This is a genomic window from Thermococcus sp., from assembly GCF_027063845.1.
Taxonomy (GTDB): domain Archaea; phylum Methanobacteriota_B; class Thermococci; order Thermococcales; family Thermococcaceae; genus Thermococcus.
Genome location: NZ_JAMOQU010000129.1, coordinates 33,116 through 55,131, shown reverse-complemented (window position 1 = coordinate 55,131; position 22,016 = coordinate 33,116). Strand labels below are relative to the sequence as shown.

At 55.3% G+C, this 22,016-nt stretch carries 22 protein-coding genes and 3 tRNA genes; 8 read left to right on the top strand and 17 right to left on the bottom strand.

The genetic code is table 11. The features are described 5' to 3' along the window. Positions 1–124 precede the first annotated feature (124 nt). The 3 genes from MVO87_RS11060 to MVO87_RS11050 are packed head-to-tail and all read left to right on the top strand — an operon-like array spanning position 125 to position 1,615. Entirely contained in the window at positions 125–538 is a 414-nt protein-coding gene (locus MVO87_RS11060; RefSeq protein WP_297514502.1) for a HEPN domain-containing protein, read from the top strand. Next, positions 516–947 (top strand): nucleotidyltransferase domain-containing protein, encoded by a 432-nt coding sequence (locus MVO87_RS11055; RefSeq protein ID WP_297514499.1) that lies wholly within the window; start codon positions 516–518, stop codon positions 945–947. The genes MVO87_RS11060 and MVO87_RS11055 overlap by 23 nt, the downstream gene beginning before the upstream one ends. 2 nt (positions 948–949) lie before the next feature. Then, the gene (locus tag MVO87_RS11050; RefSeq protein WP_297514496.1) at positions 950–1,615 is read left to right on the top strand and encodes a segregation and condensation protein A; all 666 of its coding nucleotides are present in this window, start codon (positions 950–952) and stop codon (positions 1,613–1,615) included. Here MVO87_RS11050 and MVO87_RS11045 read toward each other — a convergent pair. Further along, positions 1,612–2,049, bottom strand: a complete 438-nt coding sequence (locus tag MVO87_RS11045) for a hypothetical protein (RefSeq protein ID WP_297514494.1) — start codon at positions 2,047–2,049, stop codon at positions 1,612–1,614. The genes MVO87_RS11050 and MVO87_RS11045 overlap by 4 nt on opposite strands. Before the next feature lie 58 nt (positions 2,050–2,107). On the opposite strand from MVO87_RS11045, the gene MVO87_RS11040 reads away from it, so the two are divergent. Beyond that, on the top strand, positions 2,108–4,495 hold the full coding sequence (locus MVO87_RS11040; RefSeq protein ID WP_297514491.1) for a DEAD/DEAH box helicase: 2,388 nt from the start codon (positions 2,108–2,110) through the stop codon (positions 4,493–4,495). Here MVO87_RS11040 and MVO87_RS11035 read toward each other — a convergent pair. The 3 genes from MVO87_RS11035 to MVO87_RS11025 all read right to left on the bottom strand — a co-directional run bounded on the left by MVO87_RS11035 (position 4,474) and on the right by MVO87_RS11025 (position 6,000). Further along, positions 4,474–4,620: a hypothetical protein gene (locus tag MVO87_RS11035; protein WP_297514488.1), complete on the bottom strand. Its 147-nt coding sequence runs from the start codon at positions 4,618–4,620 to the stop codon at positions 4,474–4,476. The genes MVO87_RS11040 and MVO87_RS11035 overlap by 22 nt on opposite strands. A gap of 484 nt (positions 4,621–5,104) precedes the next feature. Next, positions 5,105–5,192: transfer RNA gene (locus MVO87_RS11030), tRNA-Leu, on the bottom strand. A 37-nt stretch (positions 5,193–5,229) separates the two neighbouring features. After that, a complete protein-coding gene (locus tag MVO87_RS11025) occupies positions 5,230–6,000 on the bottom strand; it encodes a DUF835 domain-containing protein (protein ID WP_297514485.1) in 771 nt (256 codons plus the stop codon). A gap of 90 nt (positions 6,001–6,090) precedes the next feature. Here MVO87_RS11025 and MVO87_RS11020 point away from each other — a divergent pair. Both MVO87_RS11020 and MVO87_RS11015 read left to right on the top strand, forming a co-directional pair. Further along, positions 6,091–6,168, top strand: a tRNA-Lys gene (locus MVO87_RS11020). 71 nt (positions 6,169–6,239) lie between these two features. Further along, entirely contained in the window at positions 6,240–7,448 is a 1,209-nt protein-coding gene (locus MVO87_RS11015) for a DEAD/DEAH box helicase (protein ID WP_297514482.1), read from the top strand. Between the two features lie 163 nt (positions 7,449–7,611). Here the strand turns inward: MVO87_RS11015 and MVO87_RS11010 are convergent. The 13 genes from MVO87_RS11010 to eif1A form a co-directional block, all read right to left on the bottom strand. Then, positions 7,612–7,698: transfer RNA gene (locus MVO87_RS11010), tRNA-Ser, on the bottom strand. 12 nt (positions 7,699–7,710) lie between these two features. Continuing rightward, positions 7,711–8,019 carry a 30S ribosomal protein S10 gene (gene rpsJ / locus MVO87_RS11005; RefSeq protein ID WP_012571711.1) on the bottom strand — a complete coding sequence of 103 codons (309 nt, stop codon included), beginning with the start codon at positions 8,017–8,019 and terminating at the stop codon, positions 7,711–7,713. A gap of 50 nt (positions 8,020–8,069) precedes the next feature. Continuing rightward, positions 8,070–9,356, bottom strand: a complete 1,287-nt coding sequence (gene tuf, locus MVO87_RS11000) for a translation elongation factor EF-1 subunit alpha (protein ID WP_297553147.1) — start codon at positions 9,354–9,356, stop codon at positions 8,070–8,072. 293 nt (positions 9,357–9,649) lie between these two features. After that, positions 9,650–11,848 (bottom strand): elongation factor EF-2, encoded by a 2,199-nt coding sequence (locus tag MVO87_RS10995; RefSeq protein ID WP_297553145.1) that lies wholly within the window; start codon positions 11,846–11,848, stop codon positions 9,650–9,652. Positions 11,849–11,946: 98 nt separating this feature from the next. Further along, on the bottom strand, positions 11,947–13,023 hold the full coding sequence (locus tag MVO87_RS10990; protein ID WP_297513103.1) for an HD domain-containing protein: 1,077 nt from the start codon (positions 13,021–13,023) through the stop codon (positions 11,947–11,949). A gap of 11 nt (positions 13,024–13,034) precedes the next feature. After that, the gene (locus MVO87_RS10985; RefSeq protein WP_297553143.1) at positions 13,035–13,835 is read right to left on the bottom strand and encodes a GTP cyclohydrolase IV; all 801 of its coding nucleotides are present in this window, start codon (positions 13,833–13,835) and stop codon (positions 13,035–13,037) included. Between the two features lie 41 nt (positions 13,836–13,876). Then, positions 13,877–14,269, bottom strand: a complete 393-nt coding sequence (locus MVO87_RS10980; protein WP_297513622.1) for a DUF1699 family protein — start codon at positions 14,267–14,269, stop codon at positions 13,877–13,879. Positions 14,270–14,273: 4 nt separating this feature from the next. Next, positions 14,274–15,527 (bottom strand): DUF530 family protein, encoded by a 1,254-nt coding sequence (locus MVO87_RS10975; RefSeq protein ID WP_297553142.1) that lies wholly within the window; start codon positions 15,525–15,527, stop codon positions 14,274–14,276. Beyond that, positions 15,524–16,684 carry a DNA topoisomerase IV subunit A gene (locus tag MVO87_RS10970; RefSeq protein WP_297513532.1) on the bottom strand — a complete coding sequence of 387 codons (1,161 nt, stop codon included), beginning with the start codon at positions 16,682–16,684 and terminating at the stop codon, positions 15,524–15,526. The genes MVO87_RS10975 and MVO87_RS10970 overlap by 4 nt, the downstream gene beginning before the upstream one ends. Beyond that, a complete protein-coding gene (top6B, locus tag MVO87_RS10965; protein ID WP_297553151.1) occupies positions 16,677–18,362 on the bottom strand; it encodes a DNA topoisomerase VI subunit B in 1,686 nt (561 codons plus the stop codon). Before top6B ends, MVO87_RS10970 begins: the two co-directional genes overlap by 8 nt. A gap of 2 nt (positions 18,363–18,364) precedes the next feature. Beyond that, positions 18,365–19,066 carry a 16S rRNA 3'-interacting factor aDim2p gene (locus tag MVO87_RS10960; protein ID WP_297512308.1) on the bottom strand — a complete coding sequence of 234 codons (702 nt, stop codon included), beginning with the start codon at positions 19,064–19,066 and terminating at the stop codon, positions 18,365–18,367. 4 nt (positions 19,067–19,070) lie between these two features. Next, positions 19,071–19,847: a serine protein kinase RIO gene (locus tag MVO87_RS10955; RefSeq protein ID WP_297512311.1), complete on the bottom strand. Its 777-nt coding sequence runs from the start codon at positions 19,845–19,847 to the stop codon at positions 19,071–19,073. Positions 19,848–19,863: 16 nt separating this feature from the next. Beyond that, positions 19,864–20,226 (bottom strand): translation initiation factor eIF-1A, encoded by a 363-nt coding sequence (gene eif1A, locus MVO87_RS10950; RefSeq protein ID WP_297515497.1) that lies wholly within the window; start codon positions 20,224–20,226, stop codon positions 19,864–19,866. Positions 20,227–20,401: 175 nt separating this feature from the next. On the opposite strand from eif1A, the gene MVO87_RS10945 reads away from it, so the two are divergent. Continuing rightward, entirely contained in the window at positions 20,402–21,196 is a 795-nt protein-coding gene (locus MVO87_RS10945; protein WP_297553140.1) for a metal ABC transporter ATP-binding protein, read from the top strand. Beyond that, positions 21,193–22,014: a metal ABC transporter permease gene (locus MVO87_RS10940; RefSeq protein ID WP_297515478.1), complete on the top strand. Its 822-nt coding sequence runs from the start codon at positions 21,193–21,195 to the stop codon at positions 22,012–22,014. The genes MVO87_RS10945 and MVO87_RS10940 overlap by 4 nt, the downstream gene beginning before the upstream one ends. The last annotated feature ends 2 nt before the right edge of the window (positions 22,015–22,016 follow it).

Below are 22,016 nucleotides of genomic sequence, written 5' to 3'. Positions count from 1 at the left end.
TGAGGAACGGCGTCTCAAAGGTCGTCTCGCTCAGCCTTGAGAAGGCCAGGAAAATCCTCGAGGAAATCAGGCGGAGAAGCGACGAGGAGCACAGGGAGATGTTCGGCCGTCTGGAGGGCTGAAGATGTTCGACAGTGGAGAGTACAAAAGATGGATAGACCAAGCAGAGTACACACTTAAGAGTGCAGAGAGCGATATGAGGGCAGGATTTTACTCGTGGGCATGCTTTAAAGCCCAACAGGCTGGAGAATACGCCGTTAAGGCTCTCCTGTATGGGATGGGAATAATGGCCTATGGACACTCGATAAAAAAGCTCCTCGATGTGTTATCGCAGAGAATAGACGTTCCCAGCGAACTGTTCAACAGGGCAAGGCTACTCGACAGGCATTATATACCCCCACGATACCCCGATGCGTATATTGAGGGCTCTCCCTACGAGTACTACGGCGAGAATGACGCCAGAGAGGCAATAAACTCCGCAAGGGAAATAGTAGAGTTCATCAGGAGGCTTGCCAATGAGAAGATTGAAAAATCCTGAGGGAATCCCATACTGGGAAGAAATCCAGCAGTACGTCCAAGACATCGTTAGGGCACTTAACCCAAAGCTAATCCTTCTCCACGGCTCAATTGCGAGGGGAACTTTCGGAATCGGAAGCGATGTTGACATCCTCATAGTTGCTGAAAGCCTTCCCAAAAATCCCAACGAGCGTCTCAAACTCCTTTACTCCCTCGACAGAACGAGAGCACCCCTCGACCCGAAGGCATACACCCCTACAGAGGTTCTAAAGATGCTCAGGAAGGGGCATCCACTCATTATGGACGCAATGGAAGATGGGATAGTCCTTCATGCGGACGAGAGCTACCTTCGCGAACTCATGAAGACGTTCCAGTCCGCAAAGGGAAAATACAGGCGCTTTGATAGGGGCTGGATTAGGGTGGAGGGCTGAAGATGGAATCGAGAAGGGAAGAGGAAATCACCCCGATTGACATACTGCTCCAGCTCGTCCAGATGGGGCGCGTTGACCCGTGGAACATCGACATCGTTGATTTGACCGAGAAGTACATCCAAAGGCTCAGGGAGATGAAGGAGCTTGACCTCCGCGTTTCGGCGAGGGCAATCTTAGCGGCTTCAATCCTCGTCAGAATGAAGAGCGAGGCTTTGCTCTACGAGGAAGAGGAGAGCGAGGAGGAAGAGAAGGAAGAAAAGATTCGAGTTGAGGTCGAGCCTTTAGCGCCCCCGCTCAGAAGGGTGGAGCGCTACTACACCTTCGACGACCTTCTTGAGGCGCTGATGGACGCGCTTGAGGAGGCCGAGCGGAGGAAGCCGAGGAGGAGGAAGCGCGAGGAGATTGAGGAAGAGGTTTTCGTAGTTGACGACTTCCGCGTTGACATCGAGAAGCACGTCAACAGGCTCTACGAGATAGTCAGAAAGCTCTACGAGGAAACGAGGAAGCCCATAAAGTTCTGGGATTTGGTTTTTGACAACACGCCCAAGGTCATCGCGAGGACCTTCCTCTACCTCCTGTTTTTAGCCAATATGGGCAAGGTCGACCTCGTTCAGGAGGAGCCCTTTGGGGAGATACTGGTCGTGCCGATGGTTGACGATGCCAATTAGGCCCCTCCAATATTTCCCCGCTCCTGTCTTTTCGCGGGTCTCAGCGTTATCGCGAGTAAGGGCTCCTCGCTCCCGATGTAGAGGCTCCGCTTTTCCCTGTTGAAGTAAAAGCAGTAAACACCGTCTGGAATCTCAGAAAGGAACTTGACTGGAGAGGTTTCCCTCGCGAGCCTCATATCCGGAAAGACGCACCTATAGGTTCCTTTCAAGTCCTTCACGCGCTCATGGATTTCATCGAGGCGAAGCCTCTCACAGTCGAGCCTGGCACATACGAGGCTCTTTCTCCCGTCGGTGAAAATTACAACGCGTTCGTTAATGTCAATCCTCCGCGAGCGGTCGAGGAATGCCCAGAGTTCCGAGTAGACCCGCTCAAGCTTCTTTCTCTTTGCCAGTCTCTTCACAAGTCTCTCCTCTGCGTGCCTCGTCAGGAGCATACAATAGGCTCGATTAAATCCAAAAAAGCTTTTATGGTTCCCCGCCGAAGGGCTCAACATGTCTTATCTCCGCCGTGATATAATCGAGCCCCGCGTTTACCAAGAGGTCATCTACGCCCGCTGTAAGGAGCGGAACTGCCTCGTCGTCCTGCCGACGGGTTTAGGAAAGACGCTCATAGCGATGCTCATAGCGGACTACAGGCTCTCGAAGTACGGGGGAAAAGTCCTCTTCTTAGCTCCGACCAAACCTCTGGCGATGCAACACGCCGAGAGCTTCAGGCGACTCTTCAACCTTCCGCCCGAGAAGATTAACGTCCTCACTGGCGAGCTTTCACCGGAGAAGCGCGCTGAACTCTGGAGGAAGAGCGTTGTCATTACCGCGACGCCCCAGACCGTTGAAAACGACATCCTAACGGGCAGGATTTCGCTTGAGGATGTCGTTCTGCTCGTCGTTGATGAGGCCCACAGGGCGGTTGGCAACTACGCCTACGTCTTCATAGCGAGGGAGTACCTCAAAACTGCAAAGCACCCGCTCGTCCTCGGCCTGACGGCATCGCCGGGCAGTGACGAGGAGAAGATACGCGAGATAGTTGAGAACCTCGGGATAGAGCGCATAGAAATCAGAACCGAGAGCTCACCGGACGTTAAGCCCTACGTCCAGAGGATAGCCTTCGACTGGGTTAAGGTCGAGATTCCGGGAATCTACAAGGATGTCAGGAAAATCCTGCGCGAGATGCTCAAGGATTCCCTAAAGCCCCTCGCCGATGCCGGGCTTGTGAGTTCCTCCTCACCGGACATCTCGAAGAGGGAAGTCCTTCAAGCGGGCTCAAAGATAAACCAGGCGATGGCCAAGGGCGACTACTCCATCGGCTACCTCAAGAAGCATCAAGCGAAGGCCATGAAGCTCCACCACGCAATTGAACTTTTGGAGACCCAGGGACTAACGGCGCTCAGGAGCTACCTTAAGAAGCTTCGCGAGGACCGCTCAAAGTCTGGTAGAGAACTCATGGAAGACCCACGCATGAGGAAGGTTACCTACCTCCTCGTTCAGGCGAAGGAGCTTGGCCTCGACCACCCGAAGATGGAGAAGCTGAAGGAGCTTATCCGAAAACAGCTTGAGAAGAAGCCGGACTCGAAGATAATCGTTTTCACAAACTACCGCGACACTGGAAGGAAGATAGTTGAGGAGCTCAGGGGGATGGGCATCTCGGCGGAGCGCTTCATAGGGCAGGCGAGCAGGGGGACGGACAGGGGAATGAGCCAGAGGGAGCAGAAAGAAGTCCTAGACAGGTTCTCGCGCGGTGAGTTCAACGTTTTAGTTGCCACGAGCGTCGGGGAGGAAGGTTTGGACGTTCCCGAGGTTGATTTGGTCGTCTTCTACGAACCTGTGCCCTCGGCAATAAGGAGCATTCAGCGCCGTGGAAGGACTGGCCGTCACAGGCCTGGAAAGGTGGTAATTCTCATGGCCAAGGGAACGCGCGACGAGGCCTACTACTGGAGCTCCCGGAGGAAGGAGAAGGGCATGTTCGAGGCGATAAGGAAAGTCGCGAGGGAGCTTGAATCAAAGTTTGAAAAAGAATCCAAAGGCCGGGAGAGGATTGAGGTGGGAAAGGGCAAGATAACCTCCCTTGACGCGTTCCTGAAGGTTGGCAGGAGCAAGAAGGCCGGAAGCGAGGAGAAGGCTGAGGAATCGAAGAAAAAGGGCGAATCAAAAGCCCCGCGGATTCAAGATGAGAAAAAAGAGGAAAGCAAGAGCGGGAAAATCCCGGTTAAGCCGATATTCGTGAGGAAGCCGAAGGGGATAGTGGTTTACGTTGACTCGCGCGAGCTGAGGAGCGGAGTGCCGAAGATTCTGAAGGAGCTCGGGGCAGAGATTGAGGTCAAAACGCTGGACGTCGCCGATTACGTTGTCAGCGAGGAGGTGGGAATAGAGAGGAAGAGCGCCAACGACTTTATACAGTCAATCATAGACGGCAGGCTCTTCGACCAGGTGGAGAGGCTCAAGAGGGCCTACGAGAAGCCCGTGATAATCATCGAGGGCGAGCTTTACGGCATCAGGAACGTCCACCCCAACGCGATTAGGGGGGCCATAGCCTCTGTAACCGTTGACTGGGGTGTTCCAGTACTCTTTTCCTCGGGGAAGGAGGAAACGGCGAGCTTCATCTACCTCCTCGCCAAGCGCGAGCAGGAGGAGCGGAAGAAAGAGGTAAGGCTTAGGAGCGAGAAGAAGGCCCTAACCTTAGCTGAGAGACAGCGCCTAATCGTGGAGGGCCTTCCCAACGTCTCCTCGACCCTTGCCAAGAGGCTTTTGAGGCACTTCGGCAACGTTGAACGGGTTTTCACAGCAACGGAGGAGGAACTCAAGGAAGTCGAGGGAATAGGACCAAAGAAGGCGCGGGAGATACGGAAGGTCATAACAGCCCCCTACGTTGAGGACGAGGAGTGAAGGACGGCCTTCAGAACCGGGAGCCCGCCGATGTCCTGATACCACGTAAGGTTTTCAATGTTGAAAAACCAGACGTCAGCGTTGATGTCGTAGGGGATTCCGGCGTTCCAGAGGGCTGACGCCATGACCTTCCCGGAATCCACGCTGGCCTGAATCGGGCGCTGAATGCTCTCGTCCTTCTTTGAAAACCAGAATGGCTTCCACGCACCGACCCGCGTTGGAATTCCCGTCTTTTTGGACTAGGCAAGAGAAGTTTAGGGAGTGAAATACTCACAAGCAAGCTTTTGGGGAAAAGCTTGACCAAGGAAACTTTGCCCGGCAAAGTTTCATCAAAGTTTGTGATTCCTCTAACAAGGGCTTCTTCAAAAGCGTTTGCGCTTTCAACAGCTCCCGTGAGCTGTGGAATTTTCTGATTTTAAAAACGTTTGAATTTGGGTTTGCTTTTTTCTCGCGCTCCGCAGGAGCGCCTCTTAGAGAAACCCCTCCCAGGGGTTCCTCGAAGAGAATTCCTTGAAAGCACTGCAATTTGAGAGTGCAAACTTCTTAGAATAGCATTTTTGAAGAAGAATCACAAACCTTGGTCAAACTTCGCGCAGGCGAAGTTTGTAATGGTGCGGGGGCGGGGATTTGAACCCCGGAACCCCTACGGGACGGGACCCTCAATCCCGCGCCTTTGACCAGGCTCGGCAACCCCCGCGTTGCCAGATATAAGGGCGTTGGGGCCTTTATAAATTTTACGGTTTCTGGAGGGGCAACCTCTCGAACTCCCTCATCAGCAGGTTAATCTGCCGGTCATCGAGGGTCTTTGGGTCAACTATCACCACCATCCCCGCGTTCCTCATGAGAAGGTTGTCCTTTAGGTTCATGAGGAACTTCATAACGGGCTCAAAACCGTTGTTCAGGATTAAGTACTCAAGTCCGTCCACGATTATGAAAGTATTCCCCTCGGCACTTGAGAGCACTTTGTGAAGAAGAGGGGCAAGTTCCGTGGGTCTTACGGCATTTTCAGCCGGAACGTTGCTAACCCAGATATAGGGAATACCATGCTCCTCGTACGGTTTTGGATGTCTCGTGATTGCTAGTAGCTGTCTTCCCTGAAGAAGGGGAAGTATCATAGAAGGCGCCACAAGCCCGGTTATGTATGCCCCAGGTTTTAAAAAGCTCGGTCCTTTGGTCACAACCTTTGGTTTCACTGCCCTGATTTGCTTTCTCATTTGAAACGCCGTCACGACAATTATTGTCATGCCAACGGCAACCAAGATATCATCAAGAACCTTTGTGAGCTCCGTCTTGTATAGGTCATTAAAAACGTTCTCAAGATAGCCGAGCCAGAAGATAAATATTCCCAGAAAAACTTCCTTCAAGGTTCTCCTATTGACGTAGCCCGCTAGAATATCACGGAGCGAGTACGCTAACACAATGGCAGATGTAAGGGTAGCGAAGGCAACAATCTCGGCGAGAAGTTTTATAGTCTGAAATTCTCCGGCCAATTCCAGTGCCCCCATAATACTTTGGCCCCCGAACCTAATAACAGTTGCGAACAGACAGGACCGAAAAATTTATAAATACACTTCCCCTCTATGGTTTCGGGTCGTGGGCCGGTAGCTTAGCCTGGTTAGAGCGGCGGACTCTTAATCCGCAGGTCGGGGGTTCGAATCCCCCCCGGCCCGCCAAAACGCGTTTCTCCTCGGCGCGTTCTGAGAAGGAGCGTGTTTGAGACTTCAACATTAAGGAGACTTGAAAAATGAGTTTTAAGGAGCTTGGCTTATCGAAGGCCTCCGTTGAGGCCGTTGAGAGAAAGGGTTTCTCGGAACCCACAGACGTTCAGAGGGAAGTTATACCGCTCATTCTCGACGGAAAGAGCGACGTCGTTGGCCAGTCAAAGACCGGAAGCGGTAAAACCGTGGCCTTTGGTCTTCCAATCCTCGACCTTGTGGAGGAGAGCAGAAAGGAAGTCCAAGCACTCATTCTAACGCCAACGAGGGAGCTGGCAATACAGGTGAGTGAGGAGCTCCGCTCGCTACGCGGAAAGCGGAAGATAGACATCTACGCAATCTACGGAGGTCAGCCTATAGGGCCCCAGATAAGGGCCCTTGAGAGGGCTCAAATCGTCGTTGGGACGCCCGGCAGGGTGCTCGACCACATAAGGCGTGGGACGCTCAGGCTCGACTCGCTCCGCTTCTTCGTCCTCGACGAGGCCGACAGAATGCTTGACATGGGCTTTCAGGAGGACATCGAGGCCATCTTTAGGGCAACTCCTGAGGAAAAGCGCGTGATGATGTTCTCGGCGACGATGCCAATGGACGTTCTGTTGCTCGCCAAGAAGTACATGAAGAACCCCGAAGTTGTCATCGTGAGCAGGGACGAGCTGGTTCCAGGCGAGGTTGAGCAGGAGTTTATAGAGGCCGTCCCAGCAAGGCGCTATGGAATCCTCAAGAAAATCCTGAGTGGGGACTTCTACGGCATAATTTTCTGCCAGACGAAGGTGGAAACACGGGAGCTGGCGGAGAGGCTCAGGAAGGACGGGTTTAGGGCCGAGGCCCTCAACGGGGACATGAGCCAGCCCTCAAGGGAGAGAACCTTCGGAAGGTTCAAGCACGGGAAGACCGAGATTCTTGTGGCGACGGACGTTGCCGCGAGGGGCCTTGACGTTCCGGAGATAAGTCACGTTGTCAACTACTCAATCCCCATGAACGCAGAGCAGTACATCCACAGAATTGGCAGAACAGGTAGAATGGGGAAGAAGGGGAAGGCCATAACCTTCATCGCGCCCGGTGAGCTCAGGAGACTCAGGTACATAGCGAGGCAGGCGGGAGTTGACGTCAGGAAGTCGGAGCTGAGCGAGGAACTCCCGAAGGAGTACAGGGAAATGGTTCGGCGCGACGAGCTTGAGAACGAGTACAGGCACAGGTGGGGTAGGAACAGACCAAGACAGAGGAGAAGGCGCTACTGAGTCCTCACTTGGTCTCTGTTCTTTTATCTTCCCTGCAGGTTAAACCTTCTGAGGAATTTTTTTAGAAGGTTGAATCCGAGAACGTGCTTTTCTGTGTTTGGTATTTGCTCAGTAAATCATCACACTAGAACAGCCCCAATGAGAAGAGATGACAAAAGGAGTTTGGCGCCGGGGCAGGGATTTGAACCCTGGCGGGCTAACGCCCACGGACTCTCCAGGCCCGCGCCTTCCCAGGCTAGGCTACCCCGGCGCATAAAGGAAATCAGGAGATGAGTTCGATCTCGATGGTGACGTCCTCAGGGACGCGGATGCGCATAATCTGGCGCATGGCCCTTTCGTCGGCCTCAATGTCAACGAGCCTCTTGTGAACGCGGAGCTCGAACCTGTCAAAGGTGGCGGTGCCCTCTCCGTCCGGGCTCTTCCTGGTGGTGATCCTTATCCTCTTGGTCGGGAGCGGGATGGGTCCGCTCATCCTAACGCCGGTTCTCTCTGCAATCTGCTTAATCTGGTCGGTGACTTCGTTGAGGGCCTTAATGTTGGTGCTCGCAAGCTTAATCCTCGCCTTCTGCATTTCCGTCCCTCCTAAAGTTTAGGAAGTAAAGGAAAGATCAGAGAAGGCCTTCACTCGGCCTTCTGGATGGAGATAACCATACCAGCGGCGACGGTCTGGCCCATGTCACGGATGGCGAACCTACCGAGCTGTGGAATCTCCTTGACTGGCTCGATGACCATGGCCTTGGTCGGCCTAAGGATGACGATGGCGGAGTCACCGGTCTTGATGAACTGCGGGTTCTCCTCGAGGACGTTACCGGTCCTCGGGTCAAGCTTAGCGAGGAGCTGCTCGAACCTGACGGCGACCTGGGTGGTGTGGGCGTGAAGCACCGGGGTGTATCCGACGGTGATGGCGGTCGGGTGGTTGAGGACGATTATCTGGGCCTTGAAGGTGTCCTTCGGCCTGACGACGGTCGGCGGGTTGTTGGTGTGTCCAGCAACGTCACCGCGCTTTATGTCGTTCTTACCAACGCCACGGACGTTGAATCCGATGTTGTCACCCGGGTAAGCCTCCTGGAGAGGCTCGTGGTGCATCTCGATGGATTTAACCTCACCCTGGATGGGCTTGTGGAAGATAGTGCTGGCCGGCTCGAAGATGACGACGTCGCCGACGCGGAGGATACCGGTCTCGACACGGCCGACCGGAACGGTACCGACACCCTTGATGGAGTAGACGTCCTGAATCGGGATGCGGAGCGGCTTGTCGGTCGGCTTCGGCGGCTCGGGTATCTGGTCGAGGGCCTCGATGAGGGTCGGACCCTTGTACCAGGGCATCTTGTCGCTCCTCTTAACGACGTTGTCGCCCTCCCAAGCGCTAATCGGGATGACCGGGAAGTCCTTGTAGCCGAGCATCTTGAGGAGCTTCTCAACCTGAGCCTTGACCTTCTCAAAGGCCTTCTGGTCGTAGTTGACCATGTCCATCTTGTTGATGGCGACTATGATGTGGTTGATACCGAGGGTCCTGGCAAGGAAGGCGTGCTCCTTGGTCTGTGGCATGACACCGTCGGTGGCGGCGACGACGAGAACGGCGGCGTCAGCCTGGCTGGCACCGGTAATCATGTTCTTAACGAAGTCCCTGTGGCCCGGAGCGTCGATGATGGTGATGTACCTGTGCGGGGTCTCGAACTTGGTGTGGGCAACATCAATGGTAATACCGCGCTCGCGCTCCTCCTTGAGCCTGTCCATGACCCAAGCGAACTTGAAGGACTTACCCTTCTCACCCATCTCCTCGAACTTCTTGATGATGTTCTCCGGAATGTTCGCGGTGTCGAAGAGCAGTCTTCCGATGGTGGTGCTCTTTCCGTGGTCGACGTGGCCTATAAAGACGATGTTAACGTGCGGCTTCTCCTTAGCCATTTTCAAACACCTCCATATTTTGGTCTACTCGGGCTGAGTAGGATGGCTTTTTAAATCTTTCGAACCTCGGTCCCCTCAGGCGGGGAACCCGCCGTTTACGGGGGGACCTCATGAGTTCCGACCCTAACTTGCGGGGCAAGTTTAAAAAGTTAACTAATCGCCCTTAAACGCGTATCTGTCAAAATCAGGCCTTCTATTCTCGAAGCGAAGGGATTGGACTAAAGAACGGACTGAAATGTGAACCGAAAGTCAAAATTCAAGAAAGGTGAAGAAACGAGAAGCCAGGGACGGCTTCACTGCTGCGGGCAGACGTCCTTCTCGGTCGGCGGGTTCGGGTCGAGGCCCTTCCTCTGGCGTATCTGCCTGATAATGTTGACTGCCAGCTCGTTCGGGACGCGCTTGAAGCCCGCGTGCTCGGTGCTCCAGAGGGCCCTTCCGCTGGTGGCTCCACGGATGGCTCCAGCGAATCCGAACATCTCGGCGACCGGGGCCTCTGCGATGATAATCATGACCTCGCCTTCCTGCCTCATGTCGATGAGCTGACCGCGCCTCTGGTTGATTTCCCTGCTGACGGCACCCATGTACTCGTAGGGAACGTTGATGATGACCTTCTGGTACGGCTCGTAGAGAACCGGACCGGCCTTCATCATGGCGCAGTGGATGGCAGTCCTGATGGCCGGGTAAATCTGAGCCGGACCGCGGTGGACGTTGTCCTCGTGTATCTTGGCATCGTGGAGCCTGACGATGACCTTCATGACCGGCTCCTTGGCGAGCGGTCCTTCGTCCATCGCCATGTGGAATCCGTCAACGAGGAGGTCCATGACCTCGTTGAGGTACTGGATACCCTTGGTGTTGTCGAAGAACATGTTGCCGTTGTAGACGTCAACGATGCCCTTGGCCATCTCGTAGTCCATGCCGAGCTCGGCGAGCTTCTTGGCGACCGCCTTCGGGTCCTTCGGCCTGCCCTCGGGGATGATGCCTTCTTTGATGGCCTCGTAAATCTCGTCGGGCATCGGCTCGACGGTGATGTAGAACCTGTTGTGCTTGTTCGGGGACTTTCCTTCGACGATTGGGCTCTTCTTGGTGACGCTCTCACGGTAGACGACTATCGGAGGGGAAACGTCGACGTCAATCTTCCAGTCTTCCTTGAGCTTGACGAGCTTGACCTCGAGGTGGAGCTCACCCATACCGCTGAGGAGGTGCTGGCCGGTCTCCTCGTCAATCTTAACGTGGAGCGTCGGGTCCTCCTTGGCAAGCTGGCGGAGGGCCTCAATGAGCCTCGGGAGGTCCTTGACGTTCTTGGCCTCGATGGCAACGGTAACGACCGGCTCGCTGACGTAGTGGAGGGCCTCGAACGGCTCAATCGGCTCCTCGGCGACGGTCTCACCTGCCATGGCGTCCCTCAGACCGGTGACGGCGACGATGTTTCCAGCCGGAACGGCCTCCATGTTAATCCTCTCGGGACCCATGTAGATACCGACCTGCTGGATTCTGGCCTTCCTCTTGCTGTTGATGAGGTAGACCTCCTTACCGCTCTTGACTGTACCGCTCCAGACACGGCCGGTAGCAACCTCACCGGCGTGCTTGTCGATGATTATCTTCGTAACGACCATGACCATCTTGCCCTTCGGGTCGCACTTGAGCATGGCCTGACCAACGTCGCTGTTTATGTCGCCCTGCCAGAGGTGCGGAATCCTGTACTTCTGGGCCTCAAGCGGGTTCGGGAGATGCCTGACGACCATGTCGAGGACGACGACGTGGAGCGGGGCCTTCTGCCTGAGGGTCTTGAGGTCACCGGCGTTGGTGAGCTCGACGATGTCCTTGAAGGTAACTCCGGTCTTCTTCATGTACGGGACGCTGAGGGCCCAGTTGTAGTAGGCTGAACCGAAGGCAACGCTACCGTCTTCCACCTTGACGAGCCACTCGTTCTTGAACTCCTCGGGGGCGTAGCGCTTGATGAGCCTGTTCACGTCGGTGATTATCTTGGCGAAGCGGTTGAGTATCTCGTTCGGGCCGAGTTTGAGCTCCTTGATGAGACGGTCAACCTTGTTGATGAAGAGAACGGGCTTGACGTACTCGCGAAGGGCCTGTCTGAGGACGGTCTCGGTCTGGGGCATGACACCCTCGACGGCGTCGACAACTATAATCGCACCGTCGATGGCACGCATGGCCCTGGTAACATCACCACCGAAGTCAACGTGACCCGGGGTGTCAATGAGGTTGATGAGGTAGTCCTGGCCCTCGTAGTTGTGAACCATCGAAACGTTGGCCGCGTTGATGGTGATACCTCTCGCCTGCTCCTGCTCGTCGAAGTCAAGGACGAGTTGCTTTCCAGCAAGCTCCTCGCTAATCATTCCCGCTCCGGCGAGCAGGTTATCGCTCAAAGTAGTCTTACCGTGGTCAATGTGAGCGGCGATACCCATGTTCCTGATTCTCTCAGGCTGGGTCATGAGCTCCTTAATCTTCGCAATCATCTCTTCCCTTCTTCCCATAACGCACCACCTTTGGATGAGCTTGTCGGCTTAACTTAAAAGGCTCGGTTATAAAGCTTTTCCCGATGGGAAAATGGAACGGGACGAGGAATTCAAAACTACTTAAGCCTTTTGGAGACGAAGGTTCTGACCTCTTCAACTTTATCTTCCCTCGCGTAGATTCCCCAGCGCCAGTTGCTCTCTTTTGCCTCGACGAGTGCTCTCACGACTGGCGAGACCTCACTGAGCCGTTTAATTTCCCCATTGAACTCCACGAAGGCGTTCCTCTCCTCGAACCTCGGCTTCTCAGGGTAGTCGAGCAACGCAAGATGGCCGAACTCACTCTCCAGCTCTTTTCTCAACTCCTTGATTGTCTCCTCATCGAGCTTCTTCCCGCTCCAGAGAACGCGCTTGTAGAGTTTTCTGTTCTCGATTGCACCGATGAGCTCGCGGACTTCCCATCTCTCGCTCCCCCTCAGCCGGGCAACGAGGTCAACCTCGTCCATTTTCCGGAGCTCCTCAAGCCCAACCCCTTCGAGCTCAACGGCCTTGCACAGCATCGCGCTCGCTATTCTAACGGTGTGGTGCTGGTAAACCGTTGGGTACATCATGCTCCTCGATATCAGGAGGTTCTGGCCAGCCATTATCCCCTTCTCGCCGAGGATTAGCCTCTCGCCGTCCCAGCGGAGGTTTCGTATAAGGCGCTCAAGGTCAACGAGTCCGTAGGCGACCCCGGTGTAGTAGGCATCGCGCACGAGGTAGTCCATTCTATCGGCGTCTATGTCACCGCTCACGAGCGGGTGCTTGAGAAGGCCGAGGAACTCCTTGAGCGAGAAGCGCTCCATCAGAACGTCGCCGATTTCCCCGTGCTTTATCAGCCATCTCGTGTTGTCCTCGTGCCTTGGAAAGAGGCATTCAAGGGTATGGCTGAACGGGTAGTGTCCGAGGTCATGGAGCAGGGCCGCGTAAACCGCCCCCGCATTAATCTCGGGATTCCGCTCCCTTATAAGCCTCGCTATGTGGAAGGTCCCGAGGGAGTGCTCGAAGCGTGTGTGTCTGGCAGAGGGATAGACGAGAAAAGCTAAGCCGAGCTGGGTAATCCTCCTGAGCCTCTGGAACTCCGGCGTGTCAACCAGCTTTACCGCGAAGTCGTCGAGCTCTATTCCGCCGTGTATTGGGTCGTGGACGAGCTTCATGTTAACCGCCTTTAGCTCCACGTCTCGGCGATGACGTCGTGCTTGTGGATGCTCTCGTTGCTTATAACCCTCACGTGAATTTTTCCGTTGAAGCGCTCCTTCGCCTTGGCGAAAATCTCGCGCGCGACGTCCTCGACGAACTTGGGATTTGCGAACATGCCCTGGACGACGGCGTTTTCGTCAACCGTCTTCAGGAGCGTATAGGTCGGGTGGCTGAAGGAGCTCTCGACGACGTCAATCATGTCCTCGAGCGCTATCTCCTCGTCGAAGGCCGTCCTGACCTCAAGCTCTCCGATGGCGCGCTGTATGTGGGTCTTTCCGTTGTTGTTGGCCATCGCGTGGGGGCAGACCGTGTTCCCAATCACCTTGACGCGGAGAACCTTCTCAAAGGTGCCGTCCTCGTTCTTTATGACGCCGACCTCGACGTCGTAGGGCTCGTAGCTGATTTTTTTGCTGGCGGGGGTCTCCCGTGGGATTATGAGGTGGGTCTTAATCCAGACCTCAGCCCTTCTGTGCGGATGCTTGCTCTCAAGGCGCCTTATGACGGCCCTTCCAAGCTCCTCAAGCGAGCTGTGGGCCTCTCTAACCTCCTCCTCGACGGCCTCGCTCATGGCCTCGGTGATGCTCTCCACGAGACGACTCATGTGGATTCCCTTTTTCTCGGCCGGGACGTCTATCGTGACCTCGAAGAGCGGGAGGAACGTGTAGACCTTTCCCTTCCAGTTAATCTTGGCGACGCTCCTGAGGTTGGTTATGCCAACTCGCCTGAGGGGTTCTCTAATCTCCGGAACTTCTTCCTGAGTCTCAATCACTTCTCTCACCCGGGGTTGGCTTGAGAAAAGGTCTTTTAAAGTTAAGCCCGGAGCTCGTTCACCATGTAGTAAACAGTCCTAAGGGGAATGCCGAGGCGCTCGCTGATTTCCCGCATCGGGACGCCTTTCTTGGCCAGCTCGCGGACGAGCTTCACCGTTTTTTCGTCGTACTTCCTCGGCCTTCCCCTCGGCCTGTTCTCGGGGACGAGCTCTATACCAAGCTGACCGAGGGCGTAGATGACCCTCTTGGAGACCTTTGGATAGAGGCTCGGCGGACAGCTTATCCTCTTCACGTTGGGCGCGTTCTCGAGGATTTTAACGACGACCTCCTTGGTGGGCCTGAGGCTGACATAAACCTCGGTGACGTCCTCGTCGAGCTCGGAAAGCTTCCGCAGGAGCTCGTCGTAGGTTTTGGCACTCACCCGAACCTTCATGCCCTCACCCCTGCAGGAGGTCGAGGAAGCGCTTGGCCTTGTCGCTCTTTGGCATGAACTTTTCAAACTTCTTCAGCTCGCTCTCGCTGAACAGAACCTTGTGCAGGCCGGAAATCACGAACTTCTTTATGGCCTCCTCCAGCTCGGTCTCGTCAATCCCGAGGAGCTCCGCGACTTTTCCTTCGTCGTAGGGGCTCATGCCGTAGAGCAGAACCCCACCGAGGAGGTAGTTGGGAATCGTGGTTATGTCCTTCCTCTTCCCCGTCAGCTGGCCTTCCATCTCACACTTCCTCATGACGTAGATGCTCCCCTGCCCGGTCTTGAAGTCCTTCTCGTGCCTGAAGGGCAAATCAAGGATTGAGTAGTGGCAGTCGACGCAGAGCTTTATCCCCGGGAAGATGCCCAGGGTCTCGCGCTCTGTCGAGGAGGTGAGGAAGTAGTAGCGAAAGATATCCAGGCCGAGCTTTTCGGCCCCCTTCTCAGGGTCGAGGGAAGCGTAGGCCAGGGCGAGGTTGTCAACGGTGTAGTGGTTGTTTATGAGGACCCCCCTCGTCTTCACGAACGTCAAAACGCGCCAGCGGAACCTTCTTCCGAAGCGTTTCCTGAGCTCCATCTCGATGTCGGCATCGGCCGGAAGGTCGAGGCGGGCCTTCTTCAGCCTGTTGTTCTCGAAGTACTCAACCTCAATCCTTATGCTCTTCGTCCTGACGGTTCCCTTCTCGCGGAGCTTGCCCTTGATGAACTTGAAAGTTTCCCTGACCTCGATGCTCTCCCTGGCCAGAAGCCTGAGCACGTCGCCAGAGTAGGCGAGGTGTGGGAGGACTTCAAGCCTGCCGAGCTTCACGGGCTTCTCAACGGCCTTTACCTTCTCAAAGTTCTCCTTGGTTATGGCGTCTATCGGAATCTCTTTCCTGCCGAGCTTGAAGGTGTAGTTGGCCGAGAGCAGAGCCAAAGCCATCTTGTGGGCGGTTATCGCCGAACGGAGCCTCTCAAGGGCCAGGGCCCTGTTGTGCTTCTTCCTGTAAATCCACTGGAGGTGGGGGTCCTTGTTCTTCTTGTCCATGAAGCGGACTGACGGAGCCGTTTCCCCAACGCGCCTTTCAAGCTCGTCCTGAAGGTCGCTCAGAAGGGAAACGTTGCGGGAGAGGGTGTATGCTAACTTAGCGGGCTCGAAGTTCTCGAAGAGCTCGCCCAGGTCTATCCCTATGTCGTCGAGTATCTTGTTGACCTGGGCGACGAGCTCTTCAGTCGTCGTCATGGTAGCAAATCACCGTTGTTTATCTTTTCTGGCAGGTACTCCTTGGCGACGAACTCAAGGCTCTTGTTTGCCAAGGCCTGCTGTTCAATCCTGACGCCCCATTTGAGCGCTAACTTGAGCTGTCTCTGCCACTCCCTGTTCTGGAACCAGGGGTACTCCATCTCCTCCAAAATGCGCTTGTAGTCGCCCGTTGGGCCACCTTTCTTGTTGGGCGGGATTCCCTTGAGCTTCTCGGTGACGTTCTCAAGGCCGTAGCGTTTTATGTCGTCCATCGTCATGCCTACGAACCTCGCCTCGGGCGTCGCCAGCTTGTCGCTGAGGTAAGCGAGGTTAATCGAGCCCTGCTTTATGGTGGAGTAGATGTACCAACCGTAGGGGTCGCCATCGGTGAAGACGATGATTGGCAGGCCTTCCTCATAGTGGAGCCTGTGGATTAAACGCCTGACGCCGCGCGAGGCCTGTCCCTGGGTGGCTATGATTAGGGCATTTTCCTTCTTCGGGAACTTTTCCTCGATGAGACGGTCGGCCATAGCGGCAGTCTCGACAACGAGGGCGTAATCAACGTTTATCTCTGGGAACTGAATGTGCTCCACCGTTCCAGGAACCGCCCAACCGCCGCTTCCGAGCTTGCTCGCGTTGAACTCGTCCTCGCCGTCCCTAATCACTATGTCGCCGTAGATGTAACCGCGCCTGTCGGCAGTTATGTGCATCTCCTCCCTCAAAACGCCGAGCATCCTCTCCAAATCCTCGATAATCGGGTCGCTCTCGCGCTGGTCCTCGAAGGTGTTCTCCCTCGTTCCGGGAATCGTGTGCTTGTTGGCGTAGTAGGCTTCACGAAGGCTCGCGTGCTTGCCCTCACTCACGAGCCTTTTCACGTAGGCCATTATGAGTAAGGTTTGCATGAACTTTCTGGCATGAGCAACGTTGAGGAAGTAACGCCTTGAGAGCTTGTCGCCCATCTTGATTAGCCTGCTCTTCTCGTCGAAGTAAACGTTGTTGAGTCCGCGCATCGGGATGTCAAAATAGGGGTTCTTACCCGACTTGATGGCCTCAAGGACGCTCCTTCCGTACTCTTCGAGCTTGCTGAGCACCTTTTTTGGGTCGTAGGAGAACTTCTCCTTGGGCTTCTCGCGGTGTATGACCTTGCGTTTAGGCATTCTCGCTCACCTCCACAGCCTCCTTCGAGGCGAAGTGACTCTCAATGAAGTTTAGGAAGTACTCCCTAATCTTCTCCTCGGGCTCGCCCGTCAGAACGCTCAGAGCCCTCGCTATCTCGGGCACGTACTTCTCGAAGGTCTTCTTTCTCTTTACCTGGTAGAGGCGCCTGTGCTTTCCGCTGAGGTAGGTCTGCAGTCTTCTCGCCGCGTCCATTATGGCCAGGCGAATCTCGTTGTATATCTCGTCAACGCTCGCTATGCTCTGCTTTCCAGTTCCAGTGTAGGGGACGTGGACTGAAACCACGTTAATCATGAGCACGAGGGGCGTTCTGTCGAGGTCGTCAACTTTATACCTCTTCCAGTCTATAGAGCGCGCCGCCTGGGTGGTTACGCACGAGCCCGCGTCAAACAACAGTGGGACGCGGTTCGCGTAGCGGAGGAGCTCAAAACCGCTCGGTATCTCTCCGCCGTAGGCAAGGCCAACTTCAACCTGGAAGGGGATTCCACCTGAGTACACCTTGGGGGGTCTCGTTACGGCCGTCACGAATTCAGGCTTAAGGATTCCCTTCAAACCCTTCTCAATGTTCTCCTCGCCTATGGGCCTGAGGCCGTGCGTCGGCGGAGCGAGGAACTTCATGTACTTGAAGGCCTCGACTATCTCCTCGGCCTCATGCCAGGTGAGCTTCTCGGGCGGTTTCTCCATCATCTTCGCGACCTGCTTGACGACCTTGGTGTAGCCCCTGAAGGAGCGGAGAACGGCTTTGACTTCACCCTTCATGAGCCTCTCGTAGAGCTGTTCCTGGACCTTCTTGTCCTCGACGGTTTTGATGAGCCTCAGTGCCGCTATGTACTCGACGAGCTCGTCAACCTTCTTGTCGCTTATCCTTGAGAATTCCCCGATGAGGAAGCGCCTCACACTCTGCCGTTTAGTCTTCTTGGCCATTCTGTAGACGTCGTCCGTCAGGACACCCTTCGGGTGGGGCTTCATCTCCACAGGTGGCTCGGGAACCTCTTCACTCGAGCGCGGGAAGACTATCAGCCTTCCGTCGGGCTCGATGAGCTCTATGTGGGCGTGGGGGTTCGCTATGGCGGTGAGCTTGAGGTACCAGTAGACGCCCTGTTTGGAGCGCATGTACTTGACGTTCTTTACCTCGAGCTCTATCCTCGTCCCGTGCCAGCCGTCTGGATTCGGGTGCCTCTCCTTCTTGACGATTTTACCCTCGTTCTTGTCAACGTCTATCTTCACCCAGGCCTCGATAATCTCGTCGCCCGTTGAAGTAATCACGCGGGTCGCCTTTCCGCTCGTTATCTGGGCGAACATGACAGCGCCGCTTATACCGATACCCTGCTGGCCGCGGCTCTGTATGTTTCTGTGCGCTTTGGTTCCAGCCAGCATCTTTCCGAAGACGTGGGTTATGTATTTCTCGGGTATTCCAGGACCGTTGTCCTCAACGACGACCTTGTAGTGCTCCCTTCCAAGCTCCTCAATCTCAACCCTTATGTAGGGCGGAATTCCAGCCTCTTCACAGGCGTCGAGCGAGTTCGTGACCGCCTCGTGGACGAGCGTTGTGAGCGAGCGGACTTTTCCAGTGTAGCCAAGCATTGCCGCGTTTCGCCTGAAGAACTCGCTGACGCTCTGGATTTTGAACTCCTTAAAGAGCTGACTCGCCTCGGCCATCGTCATTCCTCCTCCCAATCCTCAGACTCGGGCCCGCCCTCAAGGGCCTCGTAGTAGGCGGAGCTTTCGAGCTCCAAATCCTTCTTGCGCCTTTCGAGGTAGCGGTAAACGACACCGTGTGGCGAGCCCCTTGCGAGCTTCTCTACAGCCGTTCTGGCCACTTCGACCTGAATCGGGTTGCCGATAATCGCGACGGTCTTTCCGTAAACGCTAACGTCGGCGCCACTCATCTCCTCAATAATCTCCCTCGTCCTTCCCTTCCGCCCGATGATTCTACCCCTTACCCTGGGCAGGGCGTTCTTCTCGTTTCCGACGACGATATCCGTGAGGTTTACAACCTCGAGGATTTCACCCTCGTTGAAGAGCCTGAAGGCCCTCTCGGGGGAGAAACCTCTGCCTATGGCCAAAACCACATCCCTTGCCTTCCAGACGGCGAGCGGGTCTTTCGTCTTCTTCGTGGCAGTGATGAAAACCTCTCCCGTCTCGCTGTCCACCTCTATCTTGGTTCCGGTGCGCTCTTCGATTTCCCTCTTCGTTTTGCCCTTCTTACCGATGAGGACGGCTATCCTCTCCCTGGGAATCCTCACGAACTCCTCCTGCTCGCCCTCAGCGAGGTAATCAATCTCACTCTCTTTTTCCTTAATTGGCCTTCCGTCCTTATCAACGCGCTCGTACTTCTTCAGGAGCCTCTCAAACTCGTCCATGCTCTCACCTCTCAATCAGCTCGCGGAGCTTCACCTCGTAGTCTTCAACATCAACCCCCTTCCTCGCGAAGTAGTTGGTAACGTTCCTCAGGTCGCGCTTTAAAAGCTCGACGCTCATCCTGTTCCTCCTGACGGTGGCCTGCGACCAGTCTATAACCACCGGCCCGTCCCAGAGCAGGACGTTGTACTCGCTCAAATCGCCGTGAACCATGTCACCGCGCTTCCAGAGCCTCTCAATGACGCCGATTAAATAGCTGTAGAGCTCCTCGAAATCCTTCTTCTCAAGCTCCCTCTCAACGTCCTTCAGCCTCGGAGCGGGCATCTCATCGCCGATGAACTCCATTACCAAGACGTTGTTGCGGAAGATTACCGGTTCGGGAACGCGAACCGCGTACTTTATCGCCCTCTGGAGGTTCTTAAACTCCCTCCGCGTCCAAACGAAGACGAGCTTCCGCATGTCCTTCGGCAGGTAGCCGATGCGCGGGTCGGCGGCGAGGTACTCCCATATCCTTCTGAACTCGGTGGTGTACGTCCTGTAAATCTTCACCGCTATCCTGTTGCCCTCGGCGTCAACGCCAGCGAAGACGTTTGCTTCCTTGCCAGTGCTTATTACGCCGTAGAGCTCCTCTATTTTACCGCGCCTGTGGAGGTAGGCAAGGGTTTCTTTCGTCGTCCTGTCGAAGACCTCGTTGGCTATCTTGTAGAGCTCGCTGTCCTTCTCCCGCTTATCCCTGAGGCCCAGTATCTCCTCGACTTCCCGCTCAATGGCTTCCTCGCGCATCTCCCATCACTCGGAATCAGAACAACAGCTCTCCGCCCGTGAGGAAATCCTGGCTTATCTTGCCCTTCCTGAGGAGCCAGTCCACCTGGGTTCTCGTGTAGCGGTAAACTATGTCGCCGCGCTCGTCGGTCTGAACGGGCCAGGGCTGGACGATGACGACGTCGCCAACGCGCATCCACATCCTTCTCCTGAGCTTGCCCGGAATCCTGCATCTCCTTATCTTGCCGTCCTCGCAACGGACGTCCATCCAGCCCGCTCCGAGGGCCTGCTCTATAACTCCGAAGAGCTGTCCTTTGCTTCTGTCAGGGAGAGGAACACGAATAACCTCGTCACCCTCCACCTGCCTGTTCTTTTTACCTTTTCCACCCTTGTACGCCATGAGCATCACCCCCAACCGCTCTGCGTGAGCCCTTATAAGCTTACCCCTGCAAAAATTCTCCAACTGCCCTTTGGCCCCAAACTTTTAAAATTTTTGCAACGAGATTACCCAGATTTGCCCATCATAGGAACATTAAAGTTTAAAAACGGACCGAAATACTTGGAGTGGGATTGATATGACCGCGGTGGAAGCCGAAAACCTGACGATACTCTACGAGGGCAAACCTGCCTTGAGCGACGTGACGTTCAGGTTAGACGAGGGCAAAACCCTGCTCCTCCTCGGCCCAAACGGTGCGGGAAAGACTACTTTGCTGAAAACGATAGCCTGCTTCCACCGCGAATACCGGGGAAAGCTCCTCGTCTTCGGGAGGAATCCCTGCGACGCGAGGTATCTGATAGGCTACGTCCCCCAGAGCAGTTCCCTCAACGAGCGCGTTCCGCTCACGGCCCTCGAAGTTGTCGCGATGGGCGGGCTCTACAGGAGGGGCTTCGTCCACTTTAAAATTCCTGAGGAGATTCTGAGAAAGGCCGAAGAAGTTCTAACCTTTGTCGGCCTCGGACACGTCAAGAACAGGCTTTTCCGCGAGCTTTCTGGGGGACAAAAGCAGAGGGTTCTCCTCGCGAGGGCTTTGATGAGCGACCCCAAGCTTCTCCTCCTCGACGAGCCTCTCTCAGCGTTGGACCCGAGCGCGAGGGCCGAGGTCACGAACGTCCTCAGCAAGATAAAATCCGAGAAGAACGTCACGATGATAATAACGACCCACGACATAAACCCGCTCCTTGAGATAGGCGACCTCGTGATGTTGATTAACAAAAGGCTGATAGCCTTTGGAAAACCGGAGGAAGTCCTCACAGATGGAGTCATCAAGTCCGTCTACGGCCCGCTGGCGAAGGTAATCCCGGTAAACGGGAAGCTCTACTGCATAACCGGCGACTTCCACATCCACAGGGGCAGGGGTGGTGGCCTGTGATTCCGGAGTTCATCCTGAGGGCAATCCTCGCGAGTATAATGGTCAGCGTCCTCCTCGGCCTGCTGAGCCCGTTGATAAACACCAAGGGCCTGGCTTTCCTCACGCACGCTCTCTTTCATGCCCTTCTCCTTGGAGCCGTCCTTGGGATGATTCTCGCGCTCCTCTTCAACAGCTACGCCCTTGTAACCCTCGTCGCGCTCATAGTGACGATTGTAATCGTCCTAATCATAGCCCAGCTCGAAAAGCTCGGCTTCACCCCGGATTCAGCGGTTGGAATAGTGGCGAGCTTCGTCGCTGGACTTACCGTTCTCGGCTTCGGAATCCTCTACAAGGTCATGGCGAGCAGGCCCTACTTCCCGCTTACCGAGAACATCCTGTCATACCTCACGGGCGACATCTTCCTCATCACGCTTAACGACTTGGCCGTGCTCATCCTCGGCGGTGCGCTCATCTTCTTCGTCCTCCTCTTCCTCTACCGCGACTTCCTCTACCTCAGCTTCGACCCGGAGGGGCTTGAGAGCTACGGCGGGAACGCAAGGGCTTACCTCATGATTCTCTACGTCCTCGTGGGGGCAATTGGCGCTTTAATCGTCCAGACTGTCGGCCTGATAACACTCCAGGTCGTTGCCGTTCTGCCCGGCGCGATAGCGCTGATGGTGAGCTCGGATTTGAGGAAGGTTCTCGCGGTTAGCCTCCTACTCACCCTCACTGTCCAGCTTTCGTCGGTTGTTTTAGCTTACTTCACGGCAATCCCACCGAGCGGTATAGCGACTATAATGCTGGGCGTAATCTACGGCGCGCTCCTCTTCCGGAGGTGAAA

Bases quoted from the DNA above. Each gene is read 5' to 3' on its own strand.
- MVO87_RS11060 (WP_297514502.1), top strand. From the start codon at position 125: ATGTTCGACAGTGGAGAGTACAAAAGATGGATAGACCAAGCAGAGTAC.
- MVO87_RS11055 (WP_297514499.1), top strand. From the start codon at position 516: ATGAGAAGATTGAAAAATCCTGAGGGAATCCCATACTGGGAAGAAATC.
- MVO87_RS11050 (WP_297514496.1), top strand. From the start codon at position 950: ATGGAATCGAGAAGGGAAGAGGAAATCACCCCGATTGACATACTGCTC.
- MVO87_RS11045 (WP_297514494.1), bottom strand. From the start codon at position 2,049: ATGCTCCTGACGAGGCACGCAGAGGAGAGACTTGTGAAGAGACTGGCA.
- MVO87_RS11040 (WP_297514491.1), top strand. From the start codon at position 2,108: ATGTCTTATCTCCGCCGTGATATAATCGAGCCCCGCGTTTACCAAGAG.
- MVO87_RS11035 (WP_297514488.1), bottom strand. From the start codon at position 4,620: ATGGCGTCAGCCCTCTGGAACGCCGGAATCCCCTACGACATCAACGCT.
- MVO87_RS11025 (WP_297514485.1), bottom strand. From the start codon at position 6,000: ATGGGGGCACTGGAATTGGCCGGAGAATTTCAGACTATAAAACTTCTC.
- MVO87_RS11015 (WP_297514482.1), top strand. From the start codon at position 6,240: ATGAGTTTTAAGGAGCTTGGCTTATCGAAGGCCTCCGTTGAGGCCGTT.
- rpsJ (WP_012571711.1), bottom strand. From the start codon at position 8,019: ATGCAGAAGGCGAGGATTAAGCTTGCGAGCACCAACATTAAGGCCCTC.
- tuf (WP_297553147.1), bottom strand. From the start codon at position 9,356: ATGGCTAAGGAGAAGCCGCACGTTAACATCGTCTTTATAGGCCACGTC.
- MVO87_RS10995 (WP_297553145.1), bottom strand. From the start codon at position 11,848: ATGGGAAGAAGGGAAGAGATGATTGCGAAGATTAAGGAGCTCATGACC.
- MVO87_RS10990 (WP_297513103.1), bottom strand. From the start codon at position 13,023: ATGAAGCTCGTCCACGACCCAATACACGGCGGAATAGAGCTCGACGAC.
- MVO87_RS10980 (WP_297513622.1), bottom strand. From the start codon at position 14,269: ATGAAGGTTCGGGTGAGTGCCAAAACCTACGACGAGCTCCTGCGGAAG.
- MVO87_RS10975 (WP_297553142.1), bottom strand. From the start codon at position 15,527: ATGACGACGACTGAAGAGCTCGTCGCCCAGGTCAACAAGATACTCGAC.
- MVO87_RS10970 (WP_297513532.1), bottom strand. From the start codon at position 16,684: ATGCCTAAACGCAAGGTCATACACCGCGAGAAGCCCAAGGAGAAGTTC.
- top6B (WP_297553151.1), bottom strand. From the start codon at position 18,362: ATGGCCGAGGCGAGTCAGCTCTTTAAGGAGTTCAAAATCCAGAGCGTC.
- MVO87_RS10960 (WP_297512308.1), bottom strand. From the start codon at position 19,066: ATGGACGAGTTTGAGAGGCTCCTGAAGAAGTACGAGCGCGTTGATAAG.
- MVO87_RS10955 (WP_297512311.1), bottom strand. From the start codon at position 19,847: ATGCGCGAGGAAGCCATTGAGCGGGAAGTCGAGGAGATACTGGGCCTC.
- eif1A (WP_297515497.1), bottom strand. From the start codon at position 20,226: ATGGCGTACAAGGGTGGAAAAGGTAAAAAGAACAGGCAGGTGGAGGGT.
- MVO87_RS10945 (WP_297553140.1), top strand. From the start codon at position 20,402: ATGACCGCGGTGGAAGCCGAAAACCTGACGATACTCTACGAGGGCAAA.